The sequence below is a fragment of the Shewanella sp. HL-SH2 genome (genome assembly GCF_051164935.1).
In the GTDB taxonomy this organism is placed as follows: Bacteria; Pseudomonadota; Gammaproteobacteria; order Enterobacterales; family Shewanellaceae; genus Shewanella; species Shewanella glacialimarina.
The window spans coordinates 1,050,260-1,072,646 of the sequence record NZ_CP195035.1; the positions used below are offsets into that span (position 1 = coordinate 1,050,260).

Sequence of the window (22,387 nt, forward strand, 5' to 3'; positions counted from 1 at the left end):
AAGGATCTTGATGTGAAACAAAAACTGCACGCCTATGCACGCTTAATGCGCATCGACCGACCCATAGGGACTTTACTGTTATTGTGGCCGTGTTTGATGGCGCTGTTACTGGCAGCCAAGGGAATGCCAGACATTAAAGTGCTGGTTATCTTTATTGTTGGGGTGATTATAATGCGCGCTTGTGGCTGCATTATTAATGATTTTGCCGATCGTAAATTAGATGCTCACGTTGAGCGAACCCAAAATAGGCCATTAGTTTCGGGTGAAATCAGCGTTAAAGAAGCGCTGAGCTTATTTGCTATTTTAGGCCTAGTGGCATTTTCATTGGTGCTGCTGTTAAATACCTTAGTGGTGCAGCTTTCGGTTGTCGGCATTATTTTAACTGTGATGTATCCGTTTATGAAACGGGTGACTAACATGCCACAAATGTTTTTGGGCATTGTGTGGAGTTGGTCTATTCCGATGGCCTATGCGGCCCAGTTAGGCACTGTTCCTGTTGAAGCATGGTGGCTATTTATGGCCAATTGGTGCTGGACAGTGGCTTACGACACCATGTATGCCATGGTCGACAGGGATGATGATGTCAAAGTCGGTATTAAATCTACCGCCATTTTATTTGGTCGTTTTGATAGGCATTGGATTGGCTTGTTTCAGTTAGCCGCGCTTGGGTGTTTTATTATGGCGGGCTTATTAGCTGAACGTGGTTTAGTATATGCACTAGGAATTATCGCTTTTATCGGCTTCAGTGGTTATCAGCAATGGATGATTTATAGGCGTGAACGCACAGCTTGTTTCACCGCTTTTTTAAATAATAATTGGGTGGGTTTGGTATTATTTTTAACGTTAGCTGCCGACTACCTCATCTAATCCTGTTAGCTGTTTTTAAATGCGAGTCTTTTAAATGTTAATTGTTAAACATTAACCTTGATGCACTCAAAACCGCTATTTAGCGGTTTTTTGTTGTTTATTACTCAGCAAACATAATTATTAACAAATTTAATTTGTTAATAATTTGTGGGTCTATATGCTGAACGTCATGACCAAATTTGCTAAGTATTTAAATCTACAAGGATTGTTTGATGCGCTCACAGGTAAAGTTTCGTTTATTGTTTCTGCTATTAGCATTGGTGTGTTTCGTGGTGGGGGTGAATTTTACGCCCGAGTCCTTGAGTACAGACAATGAAAAATGGCTGCTTGGCACTATTTCTGGCGTCTATTTTATCCTTCTACCCATTGCGTATTGGTATTGCATCATCAAAGTAGGCCAGCAAAAGCTGTGGAAAATCATCATGGTATTGAGCTTAAGCAGCTTAGTCGCAAGATTGAGTTACCCTGCGGAGTTAAGCCATTATTTCGAGTTTGTGATGTGGGTGCGCTACCCTATCATTGCTGTGTTATTGGTTATTCAACTGTACTTAATGTTCAGTGTTATTCGCGGACTGTTTAAGGTCAGAAAACTGAAAGGTGACCCCAGATTCGGCGCAGTTGAAACCTACCGAGAAGGTGATGATAAAAGTTTAACCCTTGCGCTTATTCTTGCCAGCGAAGCGACTAACTGGCTTTATGCAATTCCCTGGTTTTCACGCCATCAACAACCCGCAATCGCTCATATCAATCTTATTAGCGCTTCTAGGTGGCATATTGCATTCATGGTGCTGGCTTGTCTTGCGGCATTGATTACTAGCTATGTGTTATTGCAGTCGTGGAGCCAATTAGTGGCCATTATAGTATCGTCTTTCATTGGTTATACCTTGATGTCGATAGTGGCCAACCATAGAGTGTCGCGTTACTACTCGATATATATTCTGCGTAATAAGCTGGTTATCAATAATTCCTTATGGGGTTTTATGGTGATAGATATGGCTGATATTTCCTGCATGCTCAATCAAGAAGCGAAGTCTGAAACTAAAGATGATACTGAGGTTATCTCAATCGGGCGAGGGCCGACTAATTTAACCCTTAACTTAGTAAAGCCTGTTATTTACCACGGAGGCATGGGGCAATTGCCCGAGCCGATGAGTATGATTCATTTGAGTGTTGATAAGCCACAAGATGTGATTGCAGCGATTGAAGCTAGCAGAGCAGGAATGGCGACTTAACCAAACGTCTCTGTTTTCTATGGGGTTCGATCCAGCTTTAAACTTCATCTGTAACCGGCTTAGGCTATTGTCGCCTAATATAAAATAACCTAATGCTTCTGATGGTCTTATTGTTCTGCGGCCTAAACGGCCGAGGGAAGTCGTGGCGCTTCGCCCACACCAGACCAAAGGGGCAAAACGCTTGCGCCCCTTTGGAAACCCTCAGCGCCCCAGACGAAAAATGCTGAAAAGCGCATGTTTTCGATGGGGATCGATCCAGTTTTAAACCTCATTTTAATCGGCTTCGGCCATTGTCAAAAAGTCCTAACGCTTCCGATGGGCCGTCCCTGGCCCAACGAAAGCTAGCGTGGCATCCATGCCAAGCTCACGGCCTTTTCTAGATGGCCTCAATTCAAAACGGACATCCCAGCTTTTCTTATAGAATTGTTACAAATGAAGTTAAATCGAAGATGCGAAAATATCATCTGCATAAGAACTTGCGGCATGCAATTGGTTAGATTAAAGTCACGAATTGACTTAACCTACCCAATATAGCTTGTATTAAAACATTGAATTAAAGCTATAAAGTAGATTAAAGTATGAAAACTTAAGGACAAAGTAGGGTTACCTCGAACACTATCATCGAGTGCGCCATTTAGGGAAGAAAAACCATTTAATAACATGTGCCTATTAACTCCCCTAAAATGTTTACCCTGACCCAACTAATTTAGTATCTGGCTTATAAATATCGGATAAGTATCCTGTGTAAGCTATATTTCTCACCTTTATGTTGTGTGTACTGTATACAAAAACAGTTGTAATGGTTTTTAGTGTTTTTTTAAGTTAAATTGGCTAATAAGTAAACTAAAGTAGTACGATAAATAATTTGTTTATTTTTTAATGCATTGAAATAAATGTGTTTTTATTTCCTTTTGAATATAGAGTCCACTTTTAACGCGCAACCTCGCTTTTATTTGTCAGTTGAGTTAAATAAAACAGCTTTACATCAAGAAGATAGTAAATGTAGGATGATATTAATCAATCACTTAAAAGGGAGACTTTAATTTTTTTTGCCCTTCAATAAGCTGTTAGTGAGCAGGAGGCTTAAATGGATGTCTGGTTTATTATAATAACCTTATCAAGTTTAACTGGATTATTGGTCGCGAGGTTTATGAAACATAAGCGAGCAATTGTAGTCGCAGGTGTTGTTCCATGGTTGGGACTATTAAGTAAACTTTTATACGAAGAGTATTTTGTACCTTATCAAGGTGGTGGGGCTTCAATGTGGCCTGTCGCTCAAGTTTTCGGTGGTACGGCTGCAGCGTTCATAGGTATGATTGTGTTTTCATTGGCTCGTAAGTTTATCTGGCCAATTAACGATGCTCACTAACAAGTTACTCAAAAGGACGCAAAACGCTTGGCTTGTGCTCCTTCGTCGCTAATTTTAGCCAAGCATTTATGCGCCCATTAGTAAGGCGTTGAGGCTGTAGAATTTCTCCCCAGGAGCCGTTTTTAACGTCTATTTACAAATAAAGTTAATTGGTTGTTTTTTGAGCTTGTGGCGTATCGGTGTCTGTGATCTAATAGATATTATTCACCTACAGTAAATTGTTATGGCCAACTATAAGCCTGACTTATCCTGCCAAAGTAAATTCATTCCCATCAATTTTTCAGAGCAAATTCTGCCTGGTACATTTGAGTATGCCCTTTGTTATATTATCGAAAACAAACTCGACTTATCAGGGTTTGATGCTTGGTATCACAATGATAAAACGGGTGCGGCAGCGTATTCACCGGCAGTTATGCTCAAAATTATTTTACTCGGGTATGCGCATGGTTTAATTAGCAGTCGACGTATTGCTAAGGCGTGTGAAAACAATATTTTGTTCATGAGCGTGTCGGGTGATGTACAGCCACATTACACATCGATAGCGGGTTTCGTGGCTAAAATGCATGAACAAATAGAACCCTTATTTACTCAAGTGCTGCTGATTTGTGATGAAGAAGGGCTCATCGGCCGCAACATGTTTGCCATCGATGGTTGTAAGTTAAAGTCAAATGCGAGCAAAGAGTGGAGCGGTACGTTCGATGAACTCGACCGTAAAAAAGCAAAATTAGCGCGGGCAAGCAAACGCATTATTGAGCGTCATCAAGCTCAAGATGGCCTAAGTGAAGAGCTCGTCACACAAGACTTAAAACAAAAAGAAAAGTTGGATAAAAGTGCGGACAAAATAACGGCATTCCTCGCGACACACCAAGAAAAAATAGGCAGTCAAGGCAAGCCTGTAAAAAGCAATATAACCGACCCTGACAGCGCAAAGATGACCACATCCAAAGGCACCATTCAAGGTTACAATGGTATTGCGATAAACGATGATAAACATCAAATTATTTTACAAGCACAAACGTGGGGTTCGGTCGGTGAACAACAAACGCTTCAGCCCGCGGTCACGCAATTAAAACAACAACTCGAAAAGCTCAATATCGATAACCCCTCAAACGAACACACCATAAAATTCACGGCAGACAGCGGGTTCAACAGCGAAGCTAATCTGGCATTTATGGCGCAAAGTGGCTTTGATACCTACATCGCAGATAACCAATTTAGAAAACGAAACCCGTTGTTTAAAGAAAGTGAAACTTACGAAACCGAGCAAGAAAAGCGCAGATTAAAACGACGTAACGGCAAGCCAAGATTGTTTACCTGTGATGACTTTCATTATGATGAAGCAACACAAACCTGCCGATGTCCCGCAGGCAATGAGATGTGGCGAAGCGGCATCAATGTCAAAAGCTATAACCAAGAATACACCCGATTCTGTGGTTATTTAAAAGATTGCAAAATCTGTCCGCTGCAACAGCAATGCATGCGAAAACCGCCGATAAAAACGGGGCGGCAAGTGCAGTTTAAAAATGATGCCTCACGGAAAAAGCTGAGTTACACCGACAAGATGAAAGTGAAAATAGACAGCCCGATGGGGCGGCGGCAATATAGCAAACGACTGGGTTGCATTGAGCCTGTGTTTGGCAATATTACGGTCAACAAAGGGATGAATAAATTGACCTTACGCGGCCAAGTCAAAGTTAATGCCCAGTGGCAACTGTATTGCCTTGTTCACAACATAGAAAAGCTGCAACACGTGATGCACTAAGAAGGGTAAGCCCTTTTCACCTCAAAAACTCACCAAACCTGCCTTATACTCCCTCTAAAAACAACAATACATCAGCATGTTAAATAGTAATCTAAACACCACTAAATAATTGAATCAAAATAGAAACTCAGATATTGTTTGTTCATTAATCAAAATGAATTTAAAAACGAGTAATTCTACAGGCTCGTTAGGAAACCCAAATGAGATCAGCGTCGATGGATCGAACGTTACTAGTATTAATCCTATGCCTTACTGCAATCCTTTCATCGTGTGATTCATCAAAGTCTATCGAATTGTCAAACAAAAGGAAGTTATGCCTTTCTTCAAAGCATTCGGTGGCAGCTATATCTTATGAAGAAAACGCCACTGAAGTGACTCTGTCAATGCCGGCTAAGAATTTTACTGGTAATGTTTATGTTCATCTAAATACCGAAAATATGCTTCAAGGATCCGCCTTTATGGCGAATTTGGCTCTCTTGATAGAAAATACTGAAAAAATAAATATGCCGGGTTTGGAATTGAAATCTGTTCTGGATGACTCTGTCGGTGTATACCATTATTTTGATAACAACCCCGATATTTCAATCAACGATTATCGAGGTTCTTGTTATACACTTTCTGACGAAATTGGTGAGTGCACATTTTATTTATTAAAAAAAGAGATATTTGTTAAGTTTGATTTCCCTTATAGCAGCTTGAGCAGTTGGAAAGAAATATTGAGAAATACAGATGAACAAATCTCTAAATTATTTTGCTGATGGCTTTCCTAACAAGCCAAGTCTGTGTGACTTTTACTCGCTGGCCGCATGCGGCCAAAACACTCGCAAAAGCACCAGCTTGGAGCGTTATAAATCAAGGAGAGGTTGGTGGAAGCATTCACAGCGGCAACTACTTTTGCGACTATTGTTGGTTTGCTAAGTAACTTCAAATCAGAAAGAAAAGCTTCATCTGATAATGAATATCAGGAATTTGTAAGTTGGCTAGATAGCAAAAGACATAAAAGCCTAATGGAAGAAATAACATCCAACCACCTGTTAGGGCTTGGAATTAAATCTCTCTTAAATCAAAATCATGAAGTTGTGTTAAAAAAACTTGCTAGTTTGGATGAAACTTTATTAGTTTTATCGTCATCAATTGGTGGTTTTAAAGAAATATCAAATGCCTTAGCACCTAATGTAGAGCTCTCTGAACAAGCAATTTCAATTATCAGTCAATTAAACTCTACAGGGGGAAGTTCATTTACTGAAAATAAAGGATATGGTTTACCTAGTTTTATTTTCATGGATACCCAAGGCAGCATTGAGATTACAGAACAAAGGTTTATTGAAGATGACTTGGCACAATTAGTTAATCTAGATCTTTTAATACTCGACTACAGTTCACATGGAAATCGTGTATTCAGAATTACCCGAATGGCTGTAAAACTATTAGAACAGATGTAAGTTGATTTATAACAAGAGACTATGGCGTCAATAGTTAATTTTATGCTTTTGGCGCGTCCCATAAAACACCATCTCTTAACATCGAATTTAAGATCACAACCATCTTTCTAATACAGGCAATAATAGCCACTTTCTTTGATTTTCCTGCCGCAACTAACCGCTGATAAGTCTCTTTAAAAACAGGGTTAGATTGTATCGCTGACATCATGGCCATGTATAAAACCGTTCTCACTTGATGCCGACCCCCTTGGATCTTTCTATGCCCTTTGAAACGTCCACTTTCTTTATTCATGGGTGCAACACCAACTAATGAGCTGGCTTCTTTGTTATTGATATAACCTAATTCTGGTAGGTTGCTGATGATGGACGCAGCAGCAATTTGATTTAGTCGGGTCAGGGTAAATTTTTATAAAAAGACACCTTCTAACTTTTACATCCATGTGATCACGACATTCCGTTCATCCTGAACATCCCTGTGGCAGGCAATAGTACCCATGAAGTATTGGACTCGTTACACTAACCAGAGTGATTGCTGTTGAGACATTGAGTGGGACAGGCATTTAGTATGCTCAGGATAAACGACTAAATTAAATACAACAAATGCGCTTACCGTTAATACGATAAGCGCATTCTATTTTGTTGCTTTGCCTAAACATTAGGCGTGTTTTAGCAGACAACCGCTTTAAGCTTTAAGCCTTAACCTTTAACTAACGATGTTAAATCTGCTGGGCGATAATAAACTGACTTTAATACCTTGCCTTGACGAACGGTTTTACCCGCCATTTCAACATCTTTAGCGCACTTAGCAATTAAAAACTCACCTTTTTGACTGCCAACAATTTCTACGCCTTGTTTGGCGTAATGAGCAATTGTCTCATCTAACTCTTGTTGATTGCGACACACTTTACTCATGTTACTTGAGTGCACTTCATCCCAGCATTTTATAAAATCTATTTCACGGTTTTTAGCCACATTTAGCAACAGATCAATCAGATAGCTAATTTCTAAACGATCACTTACCTGAGACGCACCTAAGTGGACTAAACGACCCATTAACACATATACAGAGTCAACAATGGCATCAGCCTGTTCAACTTTACAATCTGCCTCAGCTAGCTCAGTTAACTCTTCAATAATAAGCGAGGTGTGAAGGGTATCTGCTTTGTTATCTAAACTTGATTCGTCGGCAACTGGAAGGTCAAATGTGCTGCGAAATTCAAAAATATCATGGTAAAGGTGATCAAAAATAGGCTGAGTTAACTGACTTAATTGCATGTGGAACCTTATAAATGGGTAATGAGTCGTTCATGTATTGGGTGATAAGGTAACTATGTTAGGTTTAATAACGTTACCCAAATGTATTACGTAAGCCTTTGGCCTTTTCAGCATGATGCTGAATGTTTATTGCCGCCGATCCTATCACATTTAAATTATCAACATTACTTTGGCTAAGCTGACTTATTTGATGAATATTATGGGTCATTTCAACGGTTACATTTTTTTGTTGCTCTGTTGCCACCGCACTTTGCTGGGTAAACTGATTTATTTCACTCATGCGTTGATACACTTGATCAAATTTTTCAGTCACTTGCCCCATTTCATTTGCACAAACTTCGGCTTGTTGCTTACTGTTTTGCATTTGAACAGACCAGTCATGTAGCATGGTGTGCATTGACTGAATACTTTTAGATATAGTATCGGTAGAGAGCTGCGTTCGGCTGGATAAGGCGCGAACCTCATCAGCAACGACGGCAAAACCTCGGCCTTGTTCACCGGCTCTGGCTGCTTCAATGGCGGCATTTAGTGCCAGTAAATTTGTTTGCTCAGCAATACCGTTGATTTCAAGCATCGCATTAGACACATTTTCCGCTTCTTTGGTTAATAAATGCGAATTTTCAGCCGCTGTGGTCACTGAATGACTTAGCAGTTCAATTTGTTTCTTATTGTTTTGCATGGTTTGGCGATTTTCAACACAGACCAGTTGGGCTTCTTCTGCATGGTGTGATGTGGATAAGGCGTGTTGTGCCATATCTGACACCGTGTTGTTCATTGTTTCTATCGCGGTAGCGATATGATTAATCTGATTCTGTTGTTGCTCAATACTGCGATTAGCTTGCTTAGATGAGGCAACAAGTTCATTGGCTATTTGATCAAGGTTATTACCTTGATCCTGCGCACGCCCAAGCACTCCCTGCATTTTTGCCTGATTAAGGATCAGCTGAAAATCTAATACAGTGCTGTTGCCGTTACCACAAAATACCAAACGACTTACTGAGTCATATTTTTGCTGTAACTGCTGTATTTTAGCGGGAATAGTGAACAGCTCATCCTTGAAAAGAACGGCCATTAAAATGGATAACGCCAGGGTGAAGAGTGCGGTGCCAATATTGAACATCACTGCCATTGCGATAACAGCTGTCATGATTATTATAGCAGCGACCGTTTTTTTATGGCTGAAACTCATGGGTGAAGATAGCTTTTTGCCCTGTTTGATTTTGGCGTATAGGCTAGTGGCCCTAGCAATATATTCAGGCTTTGCTTTTATCCGAACAGATTGATAACCGATTACTTTACCATTTTCAAATAGAGGGGATATAAAAGCATCAACCCAATAATAACTGCCATCCTTACAACGATTTTTAACGATACCACGCCAAGATTCACCCGCTTTTAATTTATCCCAAAGCTCTTTAAATGCCTCTGCTGGCATGTCGGGGTGACGTACTAGGTTATGGTTATGGCTAACAAGCTCCTGCTCACTGTAACCCGATATTCGAATGAAAATGGGGTTTGCATAGGTAATAATACCGCGAGTATCGGTTATTGACACCAACTCGTCGCCCGCTTTTAGTTCAACTTCCTTATTAATAATGGGCTTGTTTCGCATCAGATACTTCCATAATGTTTAACGTACGCACAGCGTAGGCTTTAATTGTTTGTTATTACCAATATTAGATGATGAAGGGATAACTTTCACGTTAGATCTTACTAAAGAGGTATTAAGTTAGCATTATCAATAAAAAAACCGACTCAGAGAGTCGGTTTTAAAGAAGCTTTAAATATTTCAATAACTACTTTATGAATGCAAAAGCATCACCATAAAGATGGGCTTCTTCGATACCTTGGGCTCTAAATACTTCACGCGCAGCGCCTACCATATCGAATCGTCCAGCAATATAGACGTCATATCCATTAAGGCTGATAAAATCTTGCTTAATTTGTTCCAGTAAATTGGCTTGTTTGCCTGTCCAATTTGCATCGGCCTGTTCAATAACAGGTATGAACTCTAACCACTCATGGGCTTGATGCCATTGACGTGCGATAGCTTGATAATACATAGCATCTTCGGTGCGACATCCCCAATAAAAATGGGTATGTACTTTTTCGCCGATAGCAATTTGGTGCTCAATGATACTTTTGATATATGAAAAACCTGTGCCGCCTGCAATCAAAATACGCGGACGGATACTGTCCTCGCGAAAATAGGCATCACCAGCGGGGGCTTCAATATCAATGTGAGTAGCGTTTTTTAAGCGCTCTACCACTTGCATTGGATAGCTTTCACTTACCGCAGCACCGATATGTAATTCAATTTCATCGGCATTGGGTGCTGATGCAATAGAAAAAGGACGTTTGTCTTTTTCACCCATAACAATACTTAGATACTGACCCGCTTTAAAATCAAAAGCAGTGTCAGGTTTAAGAACGACTTGGAATACAGCGTCATTAAACGGGGTGATTTTTTTAATCTGACAACGAATGGTTTTCATCTAACGTCCTTTAAGCCCTTTCTTTTGAAGGTGGTTTATCATTTGCTAAATTATAGCGTTTAGTTACTCTTAACTCACGTCTTACTGAGATGTTACTTTTTCATCATCAAAGTGTATTTCGACAGATTAACATACTCTATAGTGTAGCTTGACCATCAATACCCAGTTGTTCCCACATTTGATCAACTTTCTCTTTAACAGCCTTATCCATTACTATCGGCGTACCCCATTCGCGATTGGTTTCACCAGGCCATTTATTGGTAGCATCTAAGCCCATTTTTGAGCCTAAACCAGCGATTGGCGAGGCAAAGTCTAGGTAATCAATTGGGGTATTGTCTATCAGTACGGTATCACGTGTAGGGTCCATACGCGTTGTGATTGCCCAGATGACATCTTGCCAGTCGCGACAGTTTACATCGTCATCGACTACCACAATAAATTTGGTGTACATGAACTGACGTAGGAATGACCAAGCACCCATCATGACTCGCTTAGCGTGGCCAGGGTATTGCTTACGAATAGAGATAATCGCCATGCGATATGAGCAGCCTTCTGGCGGCAAATAGAAGTCGATAATTTCTGGATATTGTTTGCGTAATATGGGCACAAAGACTTCATTGAGTGCTACGCCTAACATGGCAGGCTCATCAGGTGGGCGGCCAGTATAGGTGCTGTGATAAATAGCATCTTTACGGTGAGTAATATGCGTTACCGTAAAGACTGGGAAGGCATCGGTTTCATTGTAGTAACCGGTATGGTCGCCATAAGGACCCTCTTCGGCAACTTCATCGGGGGCTATATAGCCTTCTAGGATGATTTCGCTGGTAGCGGGCACTTCTAAATCACAACTGATTGCTTTACATATTTCAGTACGTTCGCCACGTAAAAGCCCCGCAAAGGCATATTCGCTCATAGAATCTGGTACTGGTGTTACCGCACCTAAAATAGTGACGGGATCGCTTCCCAGTGCAACGACCACTGGATAGTTTTCTCCCGGGTGTTTTTGTTTAAAATCTTTAAAATCTAATGCACCACCGCGATGATCTAGCCAGCGCATAATGAGTTTGTTTTTACCCAAAAGCTGCTGACGATAAATACCTAAGTTTTGGCGTTTTTGACGTGGACCTTTGGTAATAGTTAATCCCCAGGTAACCAGAGGTGCGACGTCTCCCGGCCAACAATGTTGAATTGGTAGAGAGGTTAAATCAACCTCGTCACCGGTTTTTATGACTTCTTGGCAAGGTGGATTACGCACTGTTTTAGGCGGCATGTTTAACGCTTGTTTAAACATTGGGATCTTTGAAATGGCGTCTTTAAAACCCGTTGGTGGTTCTGGCTCTTTTAAAAATGCCAATAATTCACCAACTTCCCGCAGCGCTAGCGGATCGTCTTTACCTAGGGCCATAGCAACACGTTTAGGTGTGCCAAATAAATTGACTAAAACAGGCATAGAATTATTAACTGGGTTTTCAAACAACAAGGCTGGGCCACCGGAGCGTAATACTCTATCGGCTATTTCAGTCATTTCAAGGTGAGGGTCAACTGGATGACTAATACGTTTGAGCTCACCATTGGCTTCAAGATGGTTAATGAAGCTGCGTAAATCCTTGAAACTCATACCTACCGCCTATATATGCAATTCGATGTGGCGCGCACTATAGCATTTTTATAATTTGAGGTTAAGCCATTTGATCCCTATCGGGGTGTCATATGTACGTTATTTATGTGTGATTAAGAGGCTTAGGTGTAAACTGAAGTTGGGTGGTTTGACATTGACAAAGCTATGTATGTATTAACCGGGATGTAACGTTAAATGATCATGAAAATCAATATTGTAAAGACGCTGCTGTCTGCGGTTATTATTAGCGGTAGCCATTTCGTTCTGGCACAAGAGCCATTAAGGTTCGATCTGCTCAATCAAGATACTGACTCATCTATTGGTCAGCAACAGAGTATTAGCCAAGGTTATCAGCAGGGTCATCGACAACACTATCAATCAAGCCATAGGCAACACTATCGACAAGGTAATCAATATGGGTACCAAGACCCTTGGCGTTGGGGGGCTGGCTGGAATAATCACTGGGGGCCAAATATTGGCATTGGCTGGAGTTCTGGTTATCGATGGGGAAATGATTGGGGATGGCGTGACCCTTGGTATAATAACAGACGTGCAAACTATGATTATGATCGAAATGACTATAATCGATACAACGAATATCCTAGACGTGAAGTCAGAGTCGAACCTGTTGTGGTTACTCCGCCAGAAAGAACAACCACATCTATCCAATATGACCGTGGCATAAAAACCTTACCTGAAAATGCTAGAGTGATTCAGCTCGAAGGGAAAACTTTATACGAGTGGCAAGGGGTCAGGTATGTCTATGACTGGTCTACAGAAACTTATATCAAAGTAGAGTAAAGGGATACAAACGATGAAAGGTACAGCCAAAATAGATTGGTAATTATATCTGACTAACGGGTTTAATTGGTATTTTGAAATAAGCAGTAGTGGTTATGAGTACTTTGTTTTGCCAGATACATGGCAGTATCTGCGGCGGTAACAAGGCTACCACTACTATTACCATGTAATGGAAACTGACTTATACCAATGCTTGCCCCCACACTGAGTATTTCACCATTGGCTATTATAGGCTGCTCTATCAGCATGATTATCTGATTAACTTTGGCAATAATATCATGTACATCATCAATATAATCTAACCATACAACAAACTCATCGCCACCCAATCTGCCCACAAAGTCGCTGCTGCGAAGGTGAGAAGTGAGACGCTGAGCTATGGTAATTAATACTTCATCCCCCATTTGATGGCCTAAAGTATCATTAATAATTTTGAATCTATCGAGGTCAATAAACAACAACGCTGCCTTTTCATCCCTTCTTGTGCCTCTGGCAATGGCAATATCAATTTGCTTTATAAATGCTCTGCGGTTGTAAATCGAGGTGAGTTCATCGTGTTCAGCTAAATAAGTGAGTTTGACTTGTTGTGCGGTTAGCTTTGCGGTTTGCCTGGCGACCTCTCGTTTGAGCTGATCTTTTTTGACGGTGATGTTCTGTAATGAGGACTTCATATGGTTGAAATTGTCGCTCATTTCGAAAAATTCATCTTTCATTGTGTAGGCAATACGGCTTTCTAAGTCACCTGCAGCTAATTTTCGCATGCCGTCATTAAGCGCTTTCATGCCGCGTTTAAATCTAATCAGCGTGATAGATGACCAAAGGGTTGCTATGGCAGAGAGTAGTAATACGACCAGGGAAATTGATATGAGTAAAGATTGTTGGGTTTGTTTTGCTTGTGAAATGGTCAGTTGATGCAGACGATACATATCCTCAGTCATTCTTTCAATATTCATGCTGTATTTTACTTTAAGTAACCGCACTGAGGTGGAGGTTCTTTCTACAGGTGTTTCGCCATTTTTTGAGCTCTGCTGAGTATTAAATAGCACTCTAATATTGGTGTTAAGGCGATTTAGATTATCTAATACTTGCTGTTGCTTAGTATTCCACTGCATGTTTTTTGATAGCTCAAATGCTAAGCTAGCCTGTCTGGCATTTAACTCAGTTAAACTGAGTTTGTCAGCGTATTCTTCATAAAGCCATAATTGGCTTCGAAGGCTGTCAATGCTGAGTTGAATTTGCATTGAGTGGTTAAGTTGTTGATAGATTTTCTGCTGGTAGTCGTGTGCTCGAAATAAAGCCTCACCAACTGCAAGCGTTAACAATGCACACAAAATAGCGGTTAATTTTAGTCGTGTCGCAAGTGTCATTAATGCTCATCCTGATGCTGACTGATAGCGGATTCAAATAGCTGTTTATCAATAATCATCCTGACATCAATTCGATTATCTTTAAGGACTAATCTATTGTCAATTGCCCATTGGGCTTGTGACTGTATGTTTGAAACTAACGCATTACTTAATGATACTCGAAAAGAGTAATCCTTCCATAAATAACGCAGTTGTTGCAAATCCATGTCTAATGTTTGACTGACAATGAGTTGCGATTCAGTAGGGTTCTCGCTAATAAAGTCAATTGCATCACTGAGCGCTTTAAGTAAACTTTGACGATCTTTCAGACTAACTTGATTTTGTTTTAACCCGAGCAGGTTAAACGATAAGTTATACAGCCCTTTGGTACTCATAACCTGGTTAGCGTTTTGACTCCTTTGTAATATTTGATAACCCAATGGCTCCCAGGCTGAAATAGCATCTACCTCACCGTTTTCTAGTGCAGCTAATAGCTCATTAGGTTTCAGGTAGACCCTTTCTAAAGGCAAGTCTTGCTGATGATGAAGTATCAGTAGGCTATCAAAAAAGAATTCACTGGCACTACCTTTGATGATACCTATTTTGGCATTTTTAATACTCGCTAGATTTTGATACTTTTTCGCGGATAAGCTGATTAATTTAATATCATTATCAGATTCAACAAAACTGGTTAAAATAGCAAAGTCGCTACGATAGAAGCTATTAAACATAGCTACAGTTTCTGATGCGGTGGCAAAATCGACTTGTTCAGTGATAAGTGCTTCAAAACATTTTACCCCACCTTCGTGTTCAATTAATTCAACATTTAAGCCATGCTGCTTAAAAAAACCCTTTTTATGTGCAATAAATAAAGGCGCCGATAAGGGAGTATTAGACACTGCAATCTTGATAACATTAACCGTACTGTTTTGTGGGGTAACCGTTGAATCGGGCTGACATGCGAATAATAGTGCAACAAGCAACATAAATACTGGGAGTTGAAATTTCATACATAATTGATTTTAGTTAATAATGGTAAGTGTAGTGGCTAAAAGACATGTTCGCTAAATTGTTGAGTAAAAAACTGTTAATTATTATAGAAGTAAGTAAAAAGTCGTAGTTACAATCTGAATTTGACTAATCCTTATTATCTCAATGCTGGCGTTAACGGTAAAAATATTACTCACTATTAAGGGGCTAAATAAGGCTTAGCCTAATTATTGTCTTGTGGATTGTCTTGTGGATTGTCTTGTGGATTGTCGTGCGGATAAAGTGGCAAGGGTGTTAGTGCGTCACTATTAGGCTTCTAGCGCCATATTATTATGTGTGGTTGTTGTTTGCATTGATATATCCCATTACTGGGGAATAATTGAATATATCCAAACACCCTTGCCGAAACTGGTTTATGCAATCATTTGCAATTGTTTATTTAAGCTTTGGATTTGCCTTTGTAAAGTGGCTATTTGTTCTGTGATTAGATCTTTTTTAACCTCAACGGGTTCAGTCGTTGATTTTACCCATTGGTATACCACTCTAGATGAAACGCCATATTCCTTGGCTACTTCTGATAACAAGCGGTTATGGTTAGTGACTTGATTAACCACTTGATTGATTAGTGTGTCTGGATAACGATTGCTTAGGTATTTTTTCATAATCAAAGTCCACTTTTTTGAATGCAGATATTTATCGTTTTTCAACTTCCCATTGACTAAAACCAACATTGGCAAAAAATGTGTAGTGTTGCTGAATTTTTGTAAAAATTGGGCTAGCCAATTTAAGAGTATGTCCAAAAACAGTATTAATCGTATTTAAGGTTAATTGTGTATTTCGCATAGTGCTCTCTCCAATAAGTCTTGCTAGCTTTAAATCTAGTACCACTTTGTAGGTACTAATTACTATATGAAAAGAGCGTGCCAACTATTTTTTTATTTATTTTTTATTCATTTTCAATGCGTTATGATTTTATGGTTTCTGTGGTGGTCGTAGGGTATGCAATATAATGGTGCAATTGCACTAATTCGGAGGGAGATTTAAATTATCCTAACTGCATTAATTTAACCTCAACTTAGCTCTGGTTAAGCGAGGAATTCAATAAATTAAACACGGTTAGCTATTTTAAAGCAAAGGTGGGTTCATGATGAAAAAGTAGATTCAATCGCTGGGGGAAGTGATTAGGATCAACAACCTTCTTCGAACTTGTCATTAATTAAATCGCATATAGCATCAAGCGCAGATTGTGCATCTGGCCCTTCAGCTATGATATCTATGGTTTTACCTAAGCCACTTTCAAGCATTAATAAGCCTAAAACACTGGCGGCGCTGGCCTTTTTATCACCCTGGATCAGGGTAACATTGGCATTGAATGCATTAGCAAGAATAGCCAGTTTGGTCGCCGCTCGTGCGTGTAAACCAAGCTTGTTTGATATGATGACTTGGCGCTGTAAAAGACTCATTTAGTTAAGTTCCGACAAGTAACTTTATTGCGATTATTTGTGCTTATTTATAAGCTCTCGATGTCTTGCTTGAACAACATGTTTTTTACCACTTGAAAAACGTTTAGCAAGCTGGTCGGCGATATAAACTGAACGATGCTGGCCACCAGTACAACCAATAGCTATGGTTAGGTAGCTGCGGTTATTGCGCTCTAAGTGGGGCATCCATGTTTCAAATAGGTTTTCTATTTGCCAAATGAATTTATTTACCAGCGGTTGCTGGCCAAGAAACTCCTGTACCGGTTCATCTAATCCAGTAAAGGGGCGTAATTCTATTTCCCAATGTGGGTTAGGTAAAAAGCGTACATCAAACATAAAATCGGCTTCGGCGGGCATACCATATTTAAAACCAAATGACTCAAAATTGATCACTAACTCTTTATCAACACTGCCCATTAAAATTTCACGTACTTGATCACTAAGTTGATAAATATTTAGCTTAGATGTATCGATAAAATGGTCCACGTATTCAGAAATAGGCGCTAGTAGCTCACCTTCAAATTGAATCGCATCTTGTAGGGACATATTCTTTTTCGATAAAGGATGTAGTCGTCGGGTTTCACTGTAACGTTTTAGTAGTGCCTCATCACTTGCCTGTAAAAAAAAGCTTATGACTTCCGTATCCTCAGATAACCACGCTAGCTGCTGCTGTAATACTTTACCTTGCTCTTCTATATTTCGAACATCAACACTTATAGCCACCAGTTCATTGGTGTTTCTAAGCTGTTCTAATAGCCGTCCAATTAAGGGCAGTGGTAAGTTATCAACGCAATAGTAACCTAGGTCTTCTAGTACCCTAAGTGCGACAGATTTACCTGAGCCCGAACGACCGGATACAATGACTAATTTCATGCTGTGATAACCTGATAGAGTTCAGTTGAGTTACTTGCTTTTCGTAACTGCTTAAGAATATGTTTATCCGATAACTTTTCAGCCATTGAGGATAGGGTACTGAGATGTTGCTGACACTGGTCTGCTGGCACCAGTAATGCAAATAAGAGATCCACTGGTTGTTTGTCGATAGCATCAAATGAAATCGCTTCTTCGCACTTTATAAAAACCGCGATAGGGCGAACGATGGACGTTAAACGACCATGCGGGATTGCAATGCCAGAGCCTATTCCTGTGCTACCCATTTTTTCTCTAGCCACTAGGCTTTCAAAAATCTCTTGTGAAGAGAGGGATGGGTACTGGGCTGCAGCTAAATCACTGATAAGCTCCAGTACCTTTTTCTTACTGCCCGGTGTGGCACAGGAGGTGCATTCCGGCTGCAGGATGGTACTAAGTTCCATCATTAATGCTTAGTTAATTTCTCTTTGTGTTTAATGACCTGACGATCGAGTTTATCAATCAGGGCGTCTATAGCGTGATACATGTCAGCATGTTCAGATGTCGCAAATACCTCAGCTCCATTCAAGCTGACTTTTGCTTCAGCTATCTGTTGTTGCTTTTCGACATTTAATACTACGTGGACATTATTGATCTGATCGAAATGTCGTTCAAGTTTTGTAAACTTACTTGTGACATATTCTCTTAGTGATTCAGTAATTTCAATATGATGACCCGTTAAGGTGATTTGCATATTTATCCTCCAATTGCCTAGGTAGATTATAAACTCTTACGTTGGTTTGAGGGAGGGATCATCATCGCTTCGCGGTATTTCGCTATGGTACGACGTGCAACATTAATCCCTTGTTCTGCCAGAAGATCTGCCATTTTACTGTCGCTTAGTGGTTTTTTCTGGTTTTCAGCAGCAACCAGCTTTTTAATAAAAGCTCTAATTGCTGTAGACGAACATTCTCCGCCATCATCAGTACTGACATGGCTAGAGAAAAAATACTTAAGTTCGAACAGTCCGCGCGGTGTGTGCATATACTTTTGTGTGGTGACACGCGAAATAGTGGACTCATGCATTTCGACAGCTTCAGCTATGTCATTCAACACCATAGGCTTCATGGCTTCAGCACCGTACTCAAAAAAACCTTGCTGAAATTGCACAATACAATTGGATACTTTAAGCAGGGTGTCGCTGCGGCTTTCTAAGCTTTTGATAAACCATTTGGCTTCTTGTAAGTGACCTCGAATAAATTGAGTGTCTGTTGAACTCTTACTGCTTTTTGCCATGGCGGCATATTGTTGATTAATACCTATTTTTGGCATGTTATCAGGGTTCAATTCAACCACCCAACGGCCATTCTTTTTGGTCACTGACACGTCTGGGATAACATATTCATCATCCGGTGGGGTGATCATCGTGCCAGGACGTGGATTTAAAGATTGAATTAATTCAATTGCTTCGCGCAGCTCATCTTCTTTTAGCTTAGTTTTGCGCATGAGTGTGCGAAAATCACGTCCAGCAATCAAATCTAAATAATCTTTGATTAACATTCTGGCATTATCAATATGGGGCGTGTCTGGTGCAAACTGAACAAGTTGAATCAATAAACATTCACTTAAGCTACGTGAGGCGACACCCAGAGGGTCGAAATGTTGTATACGTTTTAGTACCGCTTCGACTTCGTCTAATTCGACAGAATCATCGCCCATAGCTTCTAAAATATCTTCAGTACTTTGGGTGAGATAACCTGTGTCATCAATGGCATCAATAATGGCTGTGGCAATAGCGAGGTCTGTTTCAGAAAAAGGGGTTAGATTTTTTTGCCATTCTAAATGCTCGTATAATCCTTCGGATGTTTCACCTTGGAAGGGCATGTCATCATTTGGCATGCTGCCAGAACCCGAACCAGGGCTTGCCATTGGGGAGGCGCTGTACACTTCATCCCAGGTAGTGTCCATTGGCAAGTCTTCAGACATTTGCTCTTTAGTCATTGACTCTGCGGTGTCGACATTTGAAGTGTCTTTTTCGACTACAGGTGCGCTTACTTCATTGAAGTCAGTTTCTGATAGGTCTTTGGAGTTATCATTTTTGTTGCTAAGTGCTGAAAATTCATCTTCCATTTCAAGCAAAGGATTGGAATCTAATACTTGTTGAATTTCTTGCTGTAACTCCAAAGATGATAACTGCAGCAAACGTATAGCTTGTTGCAGCTGTGGGGTCATAGTGAGGTGCTGACCCATTTTAAGTTGGAGTGAAGCTTTCATTACTGCTGATCCCTAGAAGAATTCGGCTTTCTACACTGATTAAAGTGAGTGATAGTCGCAATTTTTTAACAAATGGTTTTACTTTACCTATACACGATCAATTAGCTTAGTCGCCAGAAACATTTTGCCAAGCAAGTGCTTCAGATCCTATTTAGATTAACTATAGCTTGAATTGTTCGCCTAAGTATACTGCTCGAACTTGCTGATTGTTGAGTACTTCAGTTGGGGTGCCTTCGGCAATCAAATTCCCCTGGCTAACAATATATGCCCGCTCACACACATCAAGTGTTTCACGGACATTATGATCAGTAATTAATACGCCTAGGCCACGGTGTTTGAGTTGCAGAATAATTTTCTTAATATCAATCACTGAAATAGGGTCAACACCCGCAAAGGGCTCATCTAACAATATAAATTTAGGATTGGCTGCTAAAGCGCGTGCAATTTCTACCCGTCGTCTTTCACCACCAGATAGCGACATGCCTAAGCTATCGCGAATATGGGTAATATGGAATTCTTCTAAAAGATGCTCCAGTTCCTGAATTCGCTCATCCGAAGTCATCGATTTTCGGGTTTGCAACACGGCCATAATATTATCGTGCACACTGAGTTTTCTAAAAATACTGGCTTCTTGTGGTAAATAGCCAATACCTTTTCGCGCACGTAAATGCATTGGGTCAGCAGTTAAGTCATCGTCATCAATTAAAATGCGGCCATGGTCACTTTTGACTAAACCAACAACCATATAAAACGTGGTCGTTTTACCTGCGCCATTGGGACCAAGTAGTCCGACAATTTGGCCTGTTTTTACAGTTAAGCTGACACTTTTAACCACTTGACGACTTTTATAGCTTTTAGCTAAATTCTCAGCTGTTAAGGTAATTTGGGTCATTGGTTACCTTGCTTTTTTAACGGGATTTCAGGTAATTTTTGTGCTGGTGACTCATCATTTTGGAAATTTTCCGGTTGAATAATGGTAATAACACGATCTTCACCTTTACCGGTACTTTCAGCGATAAGTTCCTGAGCATTGATATTGTAACGGATCACGTTACCCGTCACTTTACTGCCTGCTTGATCTAGCTTAGCGTTACCTGTTAATAACAGTCCAGTTGTTGCTAAGTCATAACGAATTTCATTGGCGCTTGCTGTACCTATGCGACCATCATCAAGTTCTTGTGAAAATGTAGCAGGGTTACCGGTCGCAATGAGCGTTTTAGTCTGGCCGTTTTCAGCTGAAAATGCCCGCAGTTCATCGGCTTCGATATTGATCGAGCCTTGGGTAATTTTTACTGGGCCGTTAAAAATAATTTGATTATTTTTAACGTCTGCTCGTTGACTTACGGCTGCAATTTTAAGCTCTTGCTTCAAATCGCCTTCTTTAGCTACGGCGTTGCCTGCCAATACACTAATCGCTAAAGTGCAAATAACACTGCTTTTACCGAGCAATGTGGTTAAAAACTTAATGTGGTTCATATGTCCCTTCTACCTGGCTGAGTAAGGTAATTTGTTCTGCATTGAGATCGGCAAATAGCCCTAAGCCTTGAATAATAAAACCATTACCTTTAATGGTAACTGACTCTTCAGAACGACCTATCATAGTGTTTAAATTAAAGGTGACTTGTTGAGTTTCAAGTGATTGTAATGGTTCTTCAATATCAATGGCATCAATTACTACATCGTTATGTAAACTGACTTCATTTGAATGTTGATCTAAGGTCGCATTTTTAGCTGTTATTTGCCACTGCGCTTTACCATTTTCAGGGTAAAGAAGTAGTACAGGCGCAGTAAATGAAGTGGTATTTGTGCTGGTGAAATGTTCCATATGCTCGGCGCTAACTTTGCTGTCAATAAACCCGAGTTTATTAAATTCTGTCGTGCGAAGATTGTCAGCCACAAAATCAGGTCGCTCAATTCTAGGATCTTTAATTAACGCCATTTGGTTACGTTTGACTTGTACTTGCCAATACAATACCAAGGCTAAGCCAAAAAATGCACAAATAGCCAGTGTGGTTCGATTCATATGCTCATACCATGGGCACTTTCAAATTTATTTTGGCTTAATAACAACAAATCAGTGAGTTCTCTTAAGGCACCATTACCACCTTTAATGGTGGTTATCATATGGCAATGTTGTTTCACGTAAGGATGTCCATCGGCCACGCTGACAGCAAGTCCCACTACTTTCATCACAGGTAAATCTACCATGTCATCGCCAATATAAGCTACTTGTTCAGCAGTAACGTTATATTTTTTGATTAATTCCTCGTAGGGAGTAAATTTATCATCTATTCCTTGATAGATATCTTTGATGCCTAAAGCTGTCATGCGATTTTCGACAATTTTAGATTTTCGTCCGGTAATAACCGCCACATTAATGCCACTGGTTAATATTGAGCGAACGCCATATCCGTCTCGTGTATGGAATGCTTTTGACTCTTCGCCGCTATTATTAAGGTAAATACGGCCGTCAGAAAAAACACCGTCAACGTCGCAAATAAGCAGTTTAATTTTTTGAGCGCGCAGCCAAATATCATCACTAATAGGGCCATAAAAACCTTGGTGAGTGTGCGTATTTATTGTCAT

General features: G+C 40.1%; 24 protein-coding genes and 1 pseudogene. 7 read left to right on the forward strand and 18 right to left on the reverse strand.

Annotation, left to right across the window (positions count from 1 at the left end):
- Positions 1–12 precede the first annotated feature (12 nt).
- The 6 genes from ubiA to ACRWP9_RS04615 all read left to right on the forward strand — a co-directional run bounded on the left by ubiA (position 13) and on the right by ACRWP9_RS04615 (position 6,672).
- Positions 13–867, forward strand: coding sequence for a 4-hydroxybenzoate octaprenyltransferase (gene ubiA / locus ACRWP9_RS04590; protein ID WP_434928102.1), 855 nt, complete (start codon positions 13–15; stop codon positions 865–867).
- A gap of 212 nt (positions 868–1,079) precedes the next feature.
- Entirely contained in the window at positions 1,080–2,099 is a 1,020-nt protein-coding gene (locus ACRWP9_RS04595; protein ID WP_434928104.1) for a hypothetical protein, read from the forward strand.
- Between the two features lie 1,087 nt (positions 2,100–3,186).
- The gene (locus tag ACRWP9_RS04600; protein ID WP_434928106.1) at positions 3,187–3,468 is read left to right on the forward strand and encodes a hypothetical protein; all 282 of its coding nucleotides are present in this window, start codon (positions 3,187–3,189) and stop codon (positions 3,466–3,468) included.
- A gap of 223 nt (positions 3,469–3,691) precedes the next feature.
- Positions 3,692–5,230, forward strand: coding sequence for a transposase (locus tag ACRWP9_RS04605; protein WP_434928107.1), 1,539 nt, complete (start codon positions 3,692–3,694; stop codon positions 5,228–5,230).
- Between the two features lie 335 nt (positions 5,231–5,565).
- Positions 5,566–5,988, forward strand: coding sequence for a hypothetical protein (locus ACRWP9_RS04610; RefSeq protein WP_434928109.1), 423 nt, complete (start codon positions 5,566–5,568; stop codon positions 5,986–5,988).
- Between the two features lie 108 nt (positions 5,989–6,096).
- A complete protein-coding gene (locus ACRWP9_RS04615; protein WP_434928110.1) occupies positions 6,097–6,672 on the forward strand; it encodes a hypothetical protein in 576 nt (191 codons plus the stop codon).
- 40 nt (positions 6,673–6,712) lie between these two features.
- Here the strand turns inward: ACRWP9_RS04615 and ACRWP9_RS04620 are convergent.
- The 5 genes and pseudogenes from ACRWP9_RS04620 to ubiD all read right to left on the reverse strand — a co-directional run.
- Positions 6,713–7,060 (reverse strand): annotated as a pseudogene (locus tag ACRWP9_RS04620) (transposase); the annotation flags it as partial.
- A 308-nt stretch (positions 7,061–7,368) separates the two neighbouring features.
- Positions 7,369–7,947, reverse strand: coding sequence for a nucleoside triphosphate pyrophosphohydrolase family protein (locus ACRWP9_RS04625; protein WP_434928112.1), 579 nt, complete (start codon positions 7,945–7,947; stop codon positions 7,369–7,371).
- Positions 7,948–8,020: 73 nt separating this feature from the next.
- Complete coding sequence (locus tag ACRWP9_RS04630) at positions 8,021–9,559, reverse strand: methyl-accepting chemotaxis protein (protein WP_434928113.1); 1,539 nt, start codon at positions 9,557–9,559, stop codon at positions 8,021–8,023.
- A gap of 184 nt (positions 9,560–9,743) precedes the next feature.
- Complete coding sequence (fre, locus tag ACRWP9_RS04635; protein ID WP_226411438.1) at positions 9,744–10,442, reverse strand: NAD(P)H-flavin reductase; 699 nt, start codon at positions 10,440–10,442, stop codon at positions 9,744–9,746.
- 136 nt (positions 10,443–10,578) lie between these two features.
- On the reverse strand, positions 10,579–12,060 hold the full coding sequence (ubiD, locus tag ACRWP9_RS04640; RefSeq protein ID WP_434928114.1) for a 4-hydroxy-3-polyprenylbenzoate decarboxylase: 1,482 nt from the start codon (positions 12,058–12,060) through the stop codon (positions 10,579–10,581).
- 195 nt (positions 12,061–12,255) lie between these two features.
- Here ubiD and ACRWP9_RS04645 point away from each other — a divergent pair, with 195 nt between their 5' ends.
- Positions 12,256–12,861 (forward strand): hypothetical protein, encoded by a 606-nt coding sequence (locus ACRWP9_RS04645; RefSeq protein WP_434928115.1) that lies wholly within the window; start codon positions 12,256–12,258, stop codon positions 12,859–12,861.
- A 62-nt stretch (positions 12,862–12,923) separates the two neighbouring features.
- On the opposite strand, the gene ACRWP9_RS04650 is transcribed toward ACRWP9_RS04645, so the two are convergent.
- The 13 genes from ACRWP9_RS04650 to kdsC all read right to left on the reverse strand — a co-directional run bounded on the left by ACRWP9_RS04650 (position 12,924) and on the right by kdsC (position 22,387).
- Complete coding sequence (locus ACRWP9_RS04650; RefSeq protein ID WP_434928116.1) at positions 12,924–14,228, reverse strand: diguanylate cyclase domain-containing protein; 1,305 nt, start codon at positions 14,226–14,228, stop codon at positions 12,924–12,926.
- A complete protein-coding gene (locus ACRWP9_RS04655; RefSeq protein WP_434928118.1) occupies positions 14,228–15,217 on the reverse strand; it encodes an ABC transporter substrate-binding protein in 990 nt (329 codons plus the stop codon). The genes ACRWP9_RS04650 and ACRWP9_RS04655 overlap by 1 nt, the downstream gene beginning before the upstream one ends.
- A gap of 393 nt (positions 15,218–15,610) precedes the next feature.
- Positions 15,611–15,859, reverse strand: a complete 249-nt coding sequence (locus ACRWP9_RS04660; RefSeq protein ID WP_434928120.1) for a transposase — start codon at positions 15,857–15,859, stop codon at positions 15,611–15,613.
- 31 nt (positions 15,860–15,890) lie between these two features.
- Positions 15,891–16,040 (reverse strand): hypothetical protein, encoded by a 150-nt coding sequence (locus ACRWP9_RS04665; RefSeq protein WP_226411426.1) that lies wholly within the window; start codon positions 16,038–16,040, stop codon positions 15,891–15,893.
- Between the two features lie 344 nt (positions 16,041–16,384).
- A complete protein-coding gene (locus ACRWP9_RS04670; RefSeq protein WP_434928122.1) occupies positions 16,385–16,660 on the reverse strand; it encodes an HPr family phosphocarrier protein in 276 nt (91 codons plus the stop codon).
- A gap of 33 nt (positions 16,661–16,693) precedes the next feature.
- Entirely contained in the window at positions 16,694–17,551 is an 858-nt protein-coding gene (gene rapZ / locus ACRWP9_RS04675) for an RNase adapter RapZ (protein ID WP_434928123.1), read from the reverse strand.
- Positions 17,548–17,991, reverse strand: a complete 444-nt coding sequence (ptsN, locus tag ACRWP9_RS04680; protein ID WP_434928125.1) for a PTS IIA-like nitrogen regulatory protein PtsN — start codon at positions 17,989–17,991, stop codon at positions 17,548–17,550. The genes rapZ and ptsN overlap by 4 nt, the downstream gene beginning before the upstream one ends.
- A gap of 2 nt (positions 17,992–17,993) precedes the next feature.
- Complete coding sequence (gene hpf, locus ACRWP9_RS04685; protein WP_226411418.1) at positions 17,994–18,281, reverse strand: ribosome hibernation promoting factor; 288 nt, start codon at positions 18,279–18,281, stop codon at positions 17,994–17,996.
- 26 nt (positions 18,282–18,307) lie between these two features.
- Complete coding sequence (locus ACRWP9_RS04690; protein ID WP_434928126.1) at positions 18,308–19,801, reverse strand: RNA polymerase factor sigma-54; 1,494 nt, start codon at positions 19,799–19,801, stop codon at positions 18,308–18,310.
- A 160-nt stretch (positions 19,802–19,961) separates the two neighbouring features.
- Positions 19,962–20,693, reverse strand: coding sequence for an LPS export ABC transporter ATP-binding protein (gene lptB, locus ACRWP9_RS04695; RefSeq protein WP_226411414.1), 732 nt, complete (start codon positions 20,691–20,693; stop codon positions 19,962–19,964).
- Positions 20,690–21,277, reverse strand: a complete 588-nt coding sequence (lptA, locus tag ACRWP9_RS04700; RefSeq protein WP_434928128.1) for a lipopolysaccharide transport periplasmic protein LptA — start codon at positions 21,275–21,277, stop codon at positions 20,690–20,692. Before lptA ends, lptB begins: the two co-directional genes overlap by 4 nt.
- On the reverse strand, positions 21,264–21,824 hold the full coding sequence (gene lptC, locus ACRWP9_RS04705; protein WP_434928129.1) for an LPS export ABC transporter periplasmic protein LptC: 561 nt from the start codon (positions 21,822–21,824) through the stop codon (positions 21,264–21,266). Before lptC ends, lptA begins: the two co-directional genes overlap by 14 nt.
- Positions 21,821–22,387, reverse strand: coding sequence for a 3-deoxy-manno-octulosonate-8-phosphatase KdsC (gene kdsC / locus ACRWP9_RS04710; protein ID WP_434928131.1), 567 nt, complete (start codon positions 22,385–22,387; stop codon positions 21,821–21,823). Before kdsC ends, lptC begins: the two co-directional genes overlap by 4 nt.

Bases quoted from the DNA above. Each gene is read 5' to 3' on its own strand.
- lptA (WP_434928128.1), bottom strand. From the start codon at position 21,277: ATGAACCACATTAAGTTTTTAACCACATTGCTCGGTAAAAGCAGTGTT.
- ACRWP9_RS04595 (WP_434928104.1), top strand. From the start codon at position 1,080: ATGCGCTCACAGGTAAAGTTTCGTTTATTGTTTCTGCTATTAGCATTG.
- ACRWP9_RS04600 (WP_434928106.1), top strand. From the start codon at position 3,187: ATGGATGTCTGGTTTATTATAATAACCTTATCAAGTTTAACTGGATTA.
- lptB (WP_226411414.1), bottom strand. From the start codon at position 20,693: ATGACCCAAATTACCTTAACAGCTGAGAATTTAGCTAAAAGCTATAAA.
- rapZ (WP_434928123.1), bottom strand. From the start codon at position 17,551: ATGAAATTAGTCATTGTATCCGGTCGTTCGGGCTCAGGTAAATCTGTC.
- ptsN (WP_434928125.1), bottom strand. From the start codon at position 17,991: ATGGAACTTAGTACCATCCTGCAGCCGGAATGCACCTCCTGTGCCACA.
- fre (WP_226411438.1), bottom strand. From the start codon at position 10,442: ATGAAAACCATTCGTTGTCAGATTAAAAAAATCACCCCGTTTAATGAC.
- ACRWP9_RS04665 (WP_226411426.1), bottom strand. From the start codon at position 16,040: ATGCGAAATACACAATTAACCTTAAATACGATTAATACTGTTTTTGGA.
- ubiD (WP_434928114.1), bottom strand. From the start codon at position 12,060: ATGAGTTTCAAGGATTTACGCAGCTTCATTAACCATCTTGAAGCCAAT.
- lptC (WP_434928129.1), bottom strand. From the start codon at position 21,824: ATGAATCGAACCACACTGGCTATTTGTGCATTTTTTGGCTTAGCCTTG.
- kdsC (WP_434928131.1), bottom strand. From the start codon at position 22,387: ATGACAATAAATACGCACACTCACCAAGGTTTTTATGGCCCTATTAGT.
- ACRWP9_RS04605 (WP_434928107.1), top strand. From the start codon at position 3,692: ATGGCCAACTATAAGCCTGACTTATCCTGCCAAAGTAAATTCATTCCC.
- ACRWP9_RS04670 (WP_434928122.1), bottom strand. From the start codon at position 16,660: ATGAGTCTTTTACAGCGCCAAGTCATCATATCAAACAAGCTTGGTTTA.
- ACRWP9_RS04660 (WP_434928120.1), bottom strand. From the start codon at position 15,859: ATGAAAAAATACCTAAGCAATCGTTATCCAGACACACTAATCAATCAA.
- ACRWP9_RS04630 (WP_434928113.1), bottom strand. From the start codon at position 9,559: ATGCGAAACAAGCCCATTATTAATAAGGAAGTTGAACTAAAAGCGGGC.
- ACRWP9_RS04625 (WP_434928112.1), bottom strand. From the start codon at position 7,947: ATGCAATTAAGTCAGTTAACTCAGCCTATTTTTGATCACCTTTACCAT.
- ACRWP9_RS04690 (WP_434928126.1), bottom strand. From the start codon at position 19,801: ATGAAAGCTTCACTCCAACTTAAAATGGGTCAGCACCTCACTATGACC.
- hpf (WP_226411418.1), bottom strand. From the start codon at position 18,281: ATGCAAATCACCTTAACGGGTCATCATATTGAAATTACTGAATCACTA.
- ACRWP9_RS04650 (WP_434928116.1), bottom strand. From the start codon at position 14,228: ATGACACTTGCGACACGACTAAAATTAACCGCTATTTTGTGTGCATTG.
- ACRWP9_RS04645 (WP_434928115.1), top strand. From the start codon at position 12,256: ATGATCATGAAAATCAATATTGTAAAGACGCTGCTGTCTGCGGTTATT.
- ACRWP9_RS04655 (WP_434928118.1), bottom strand. From the start codon at position 15,217: ATGAAATTTCAACTCCCAGTATTTATGTTGCTTGTTGCACTATTATTC.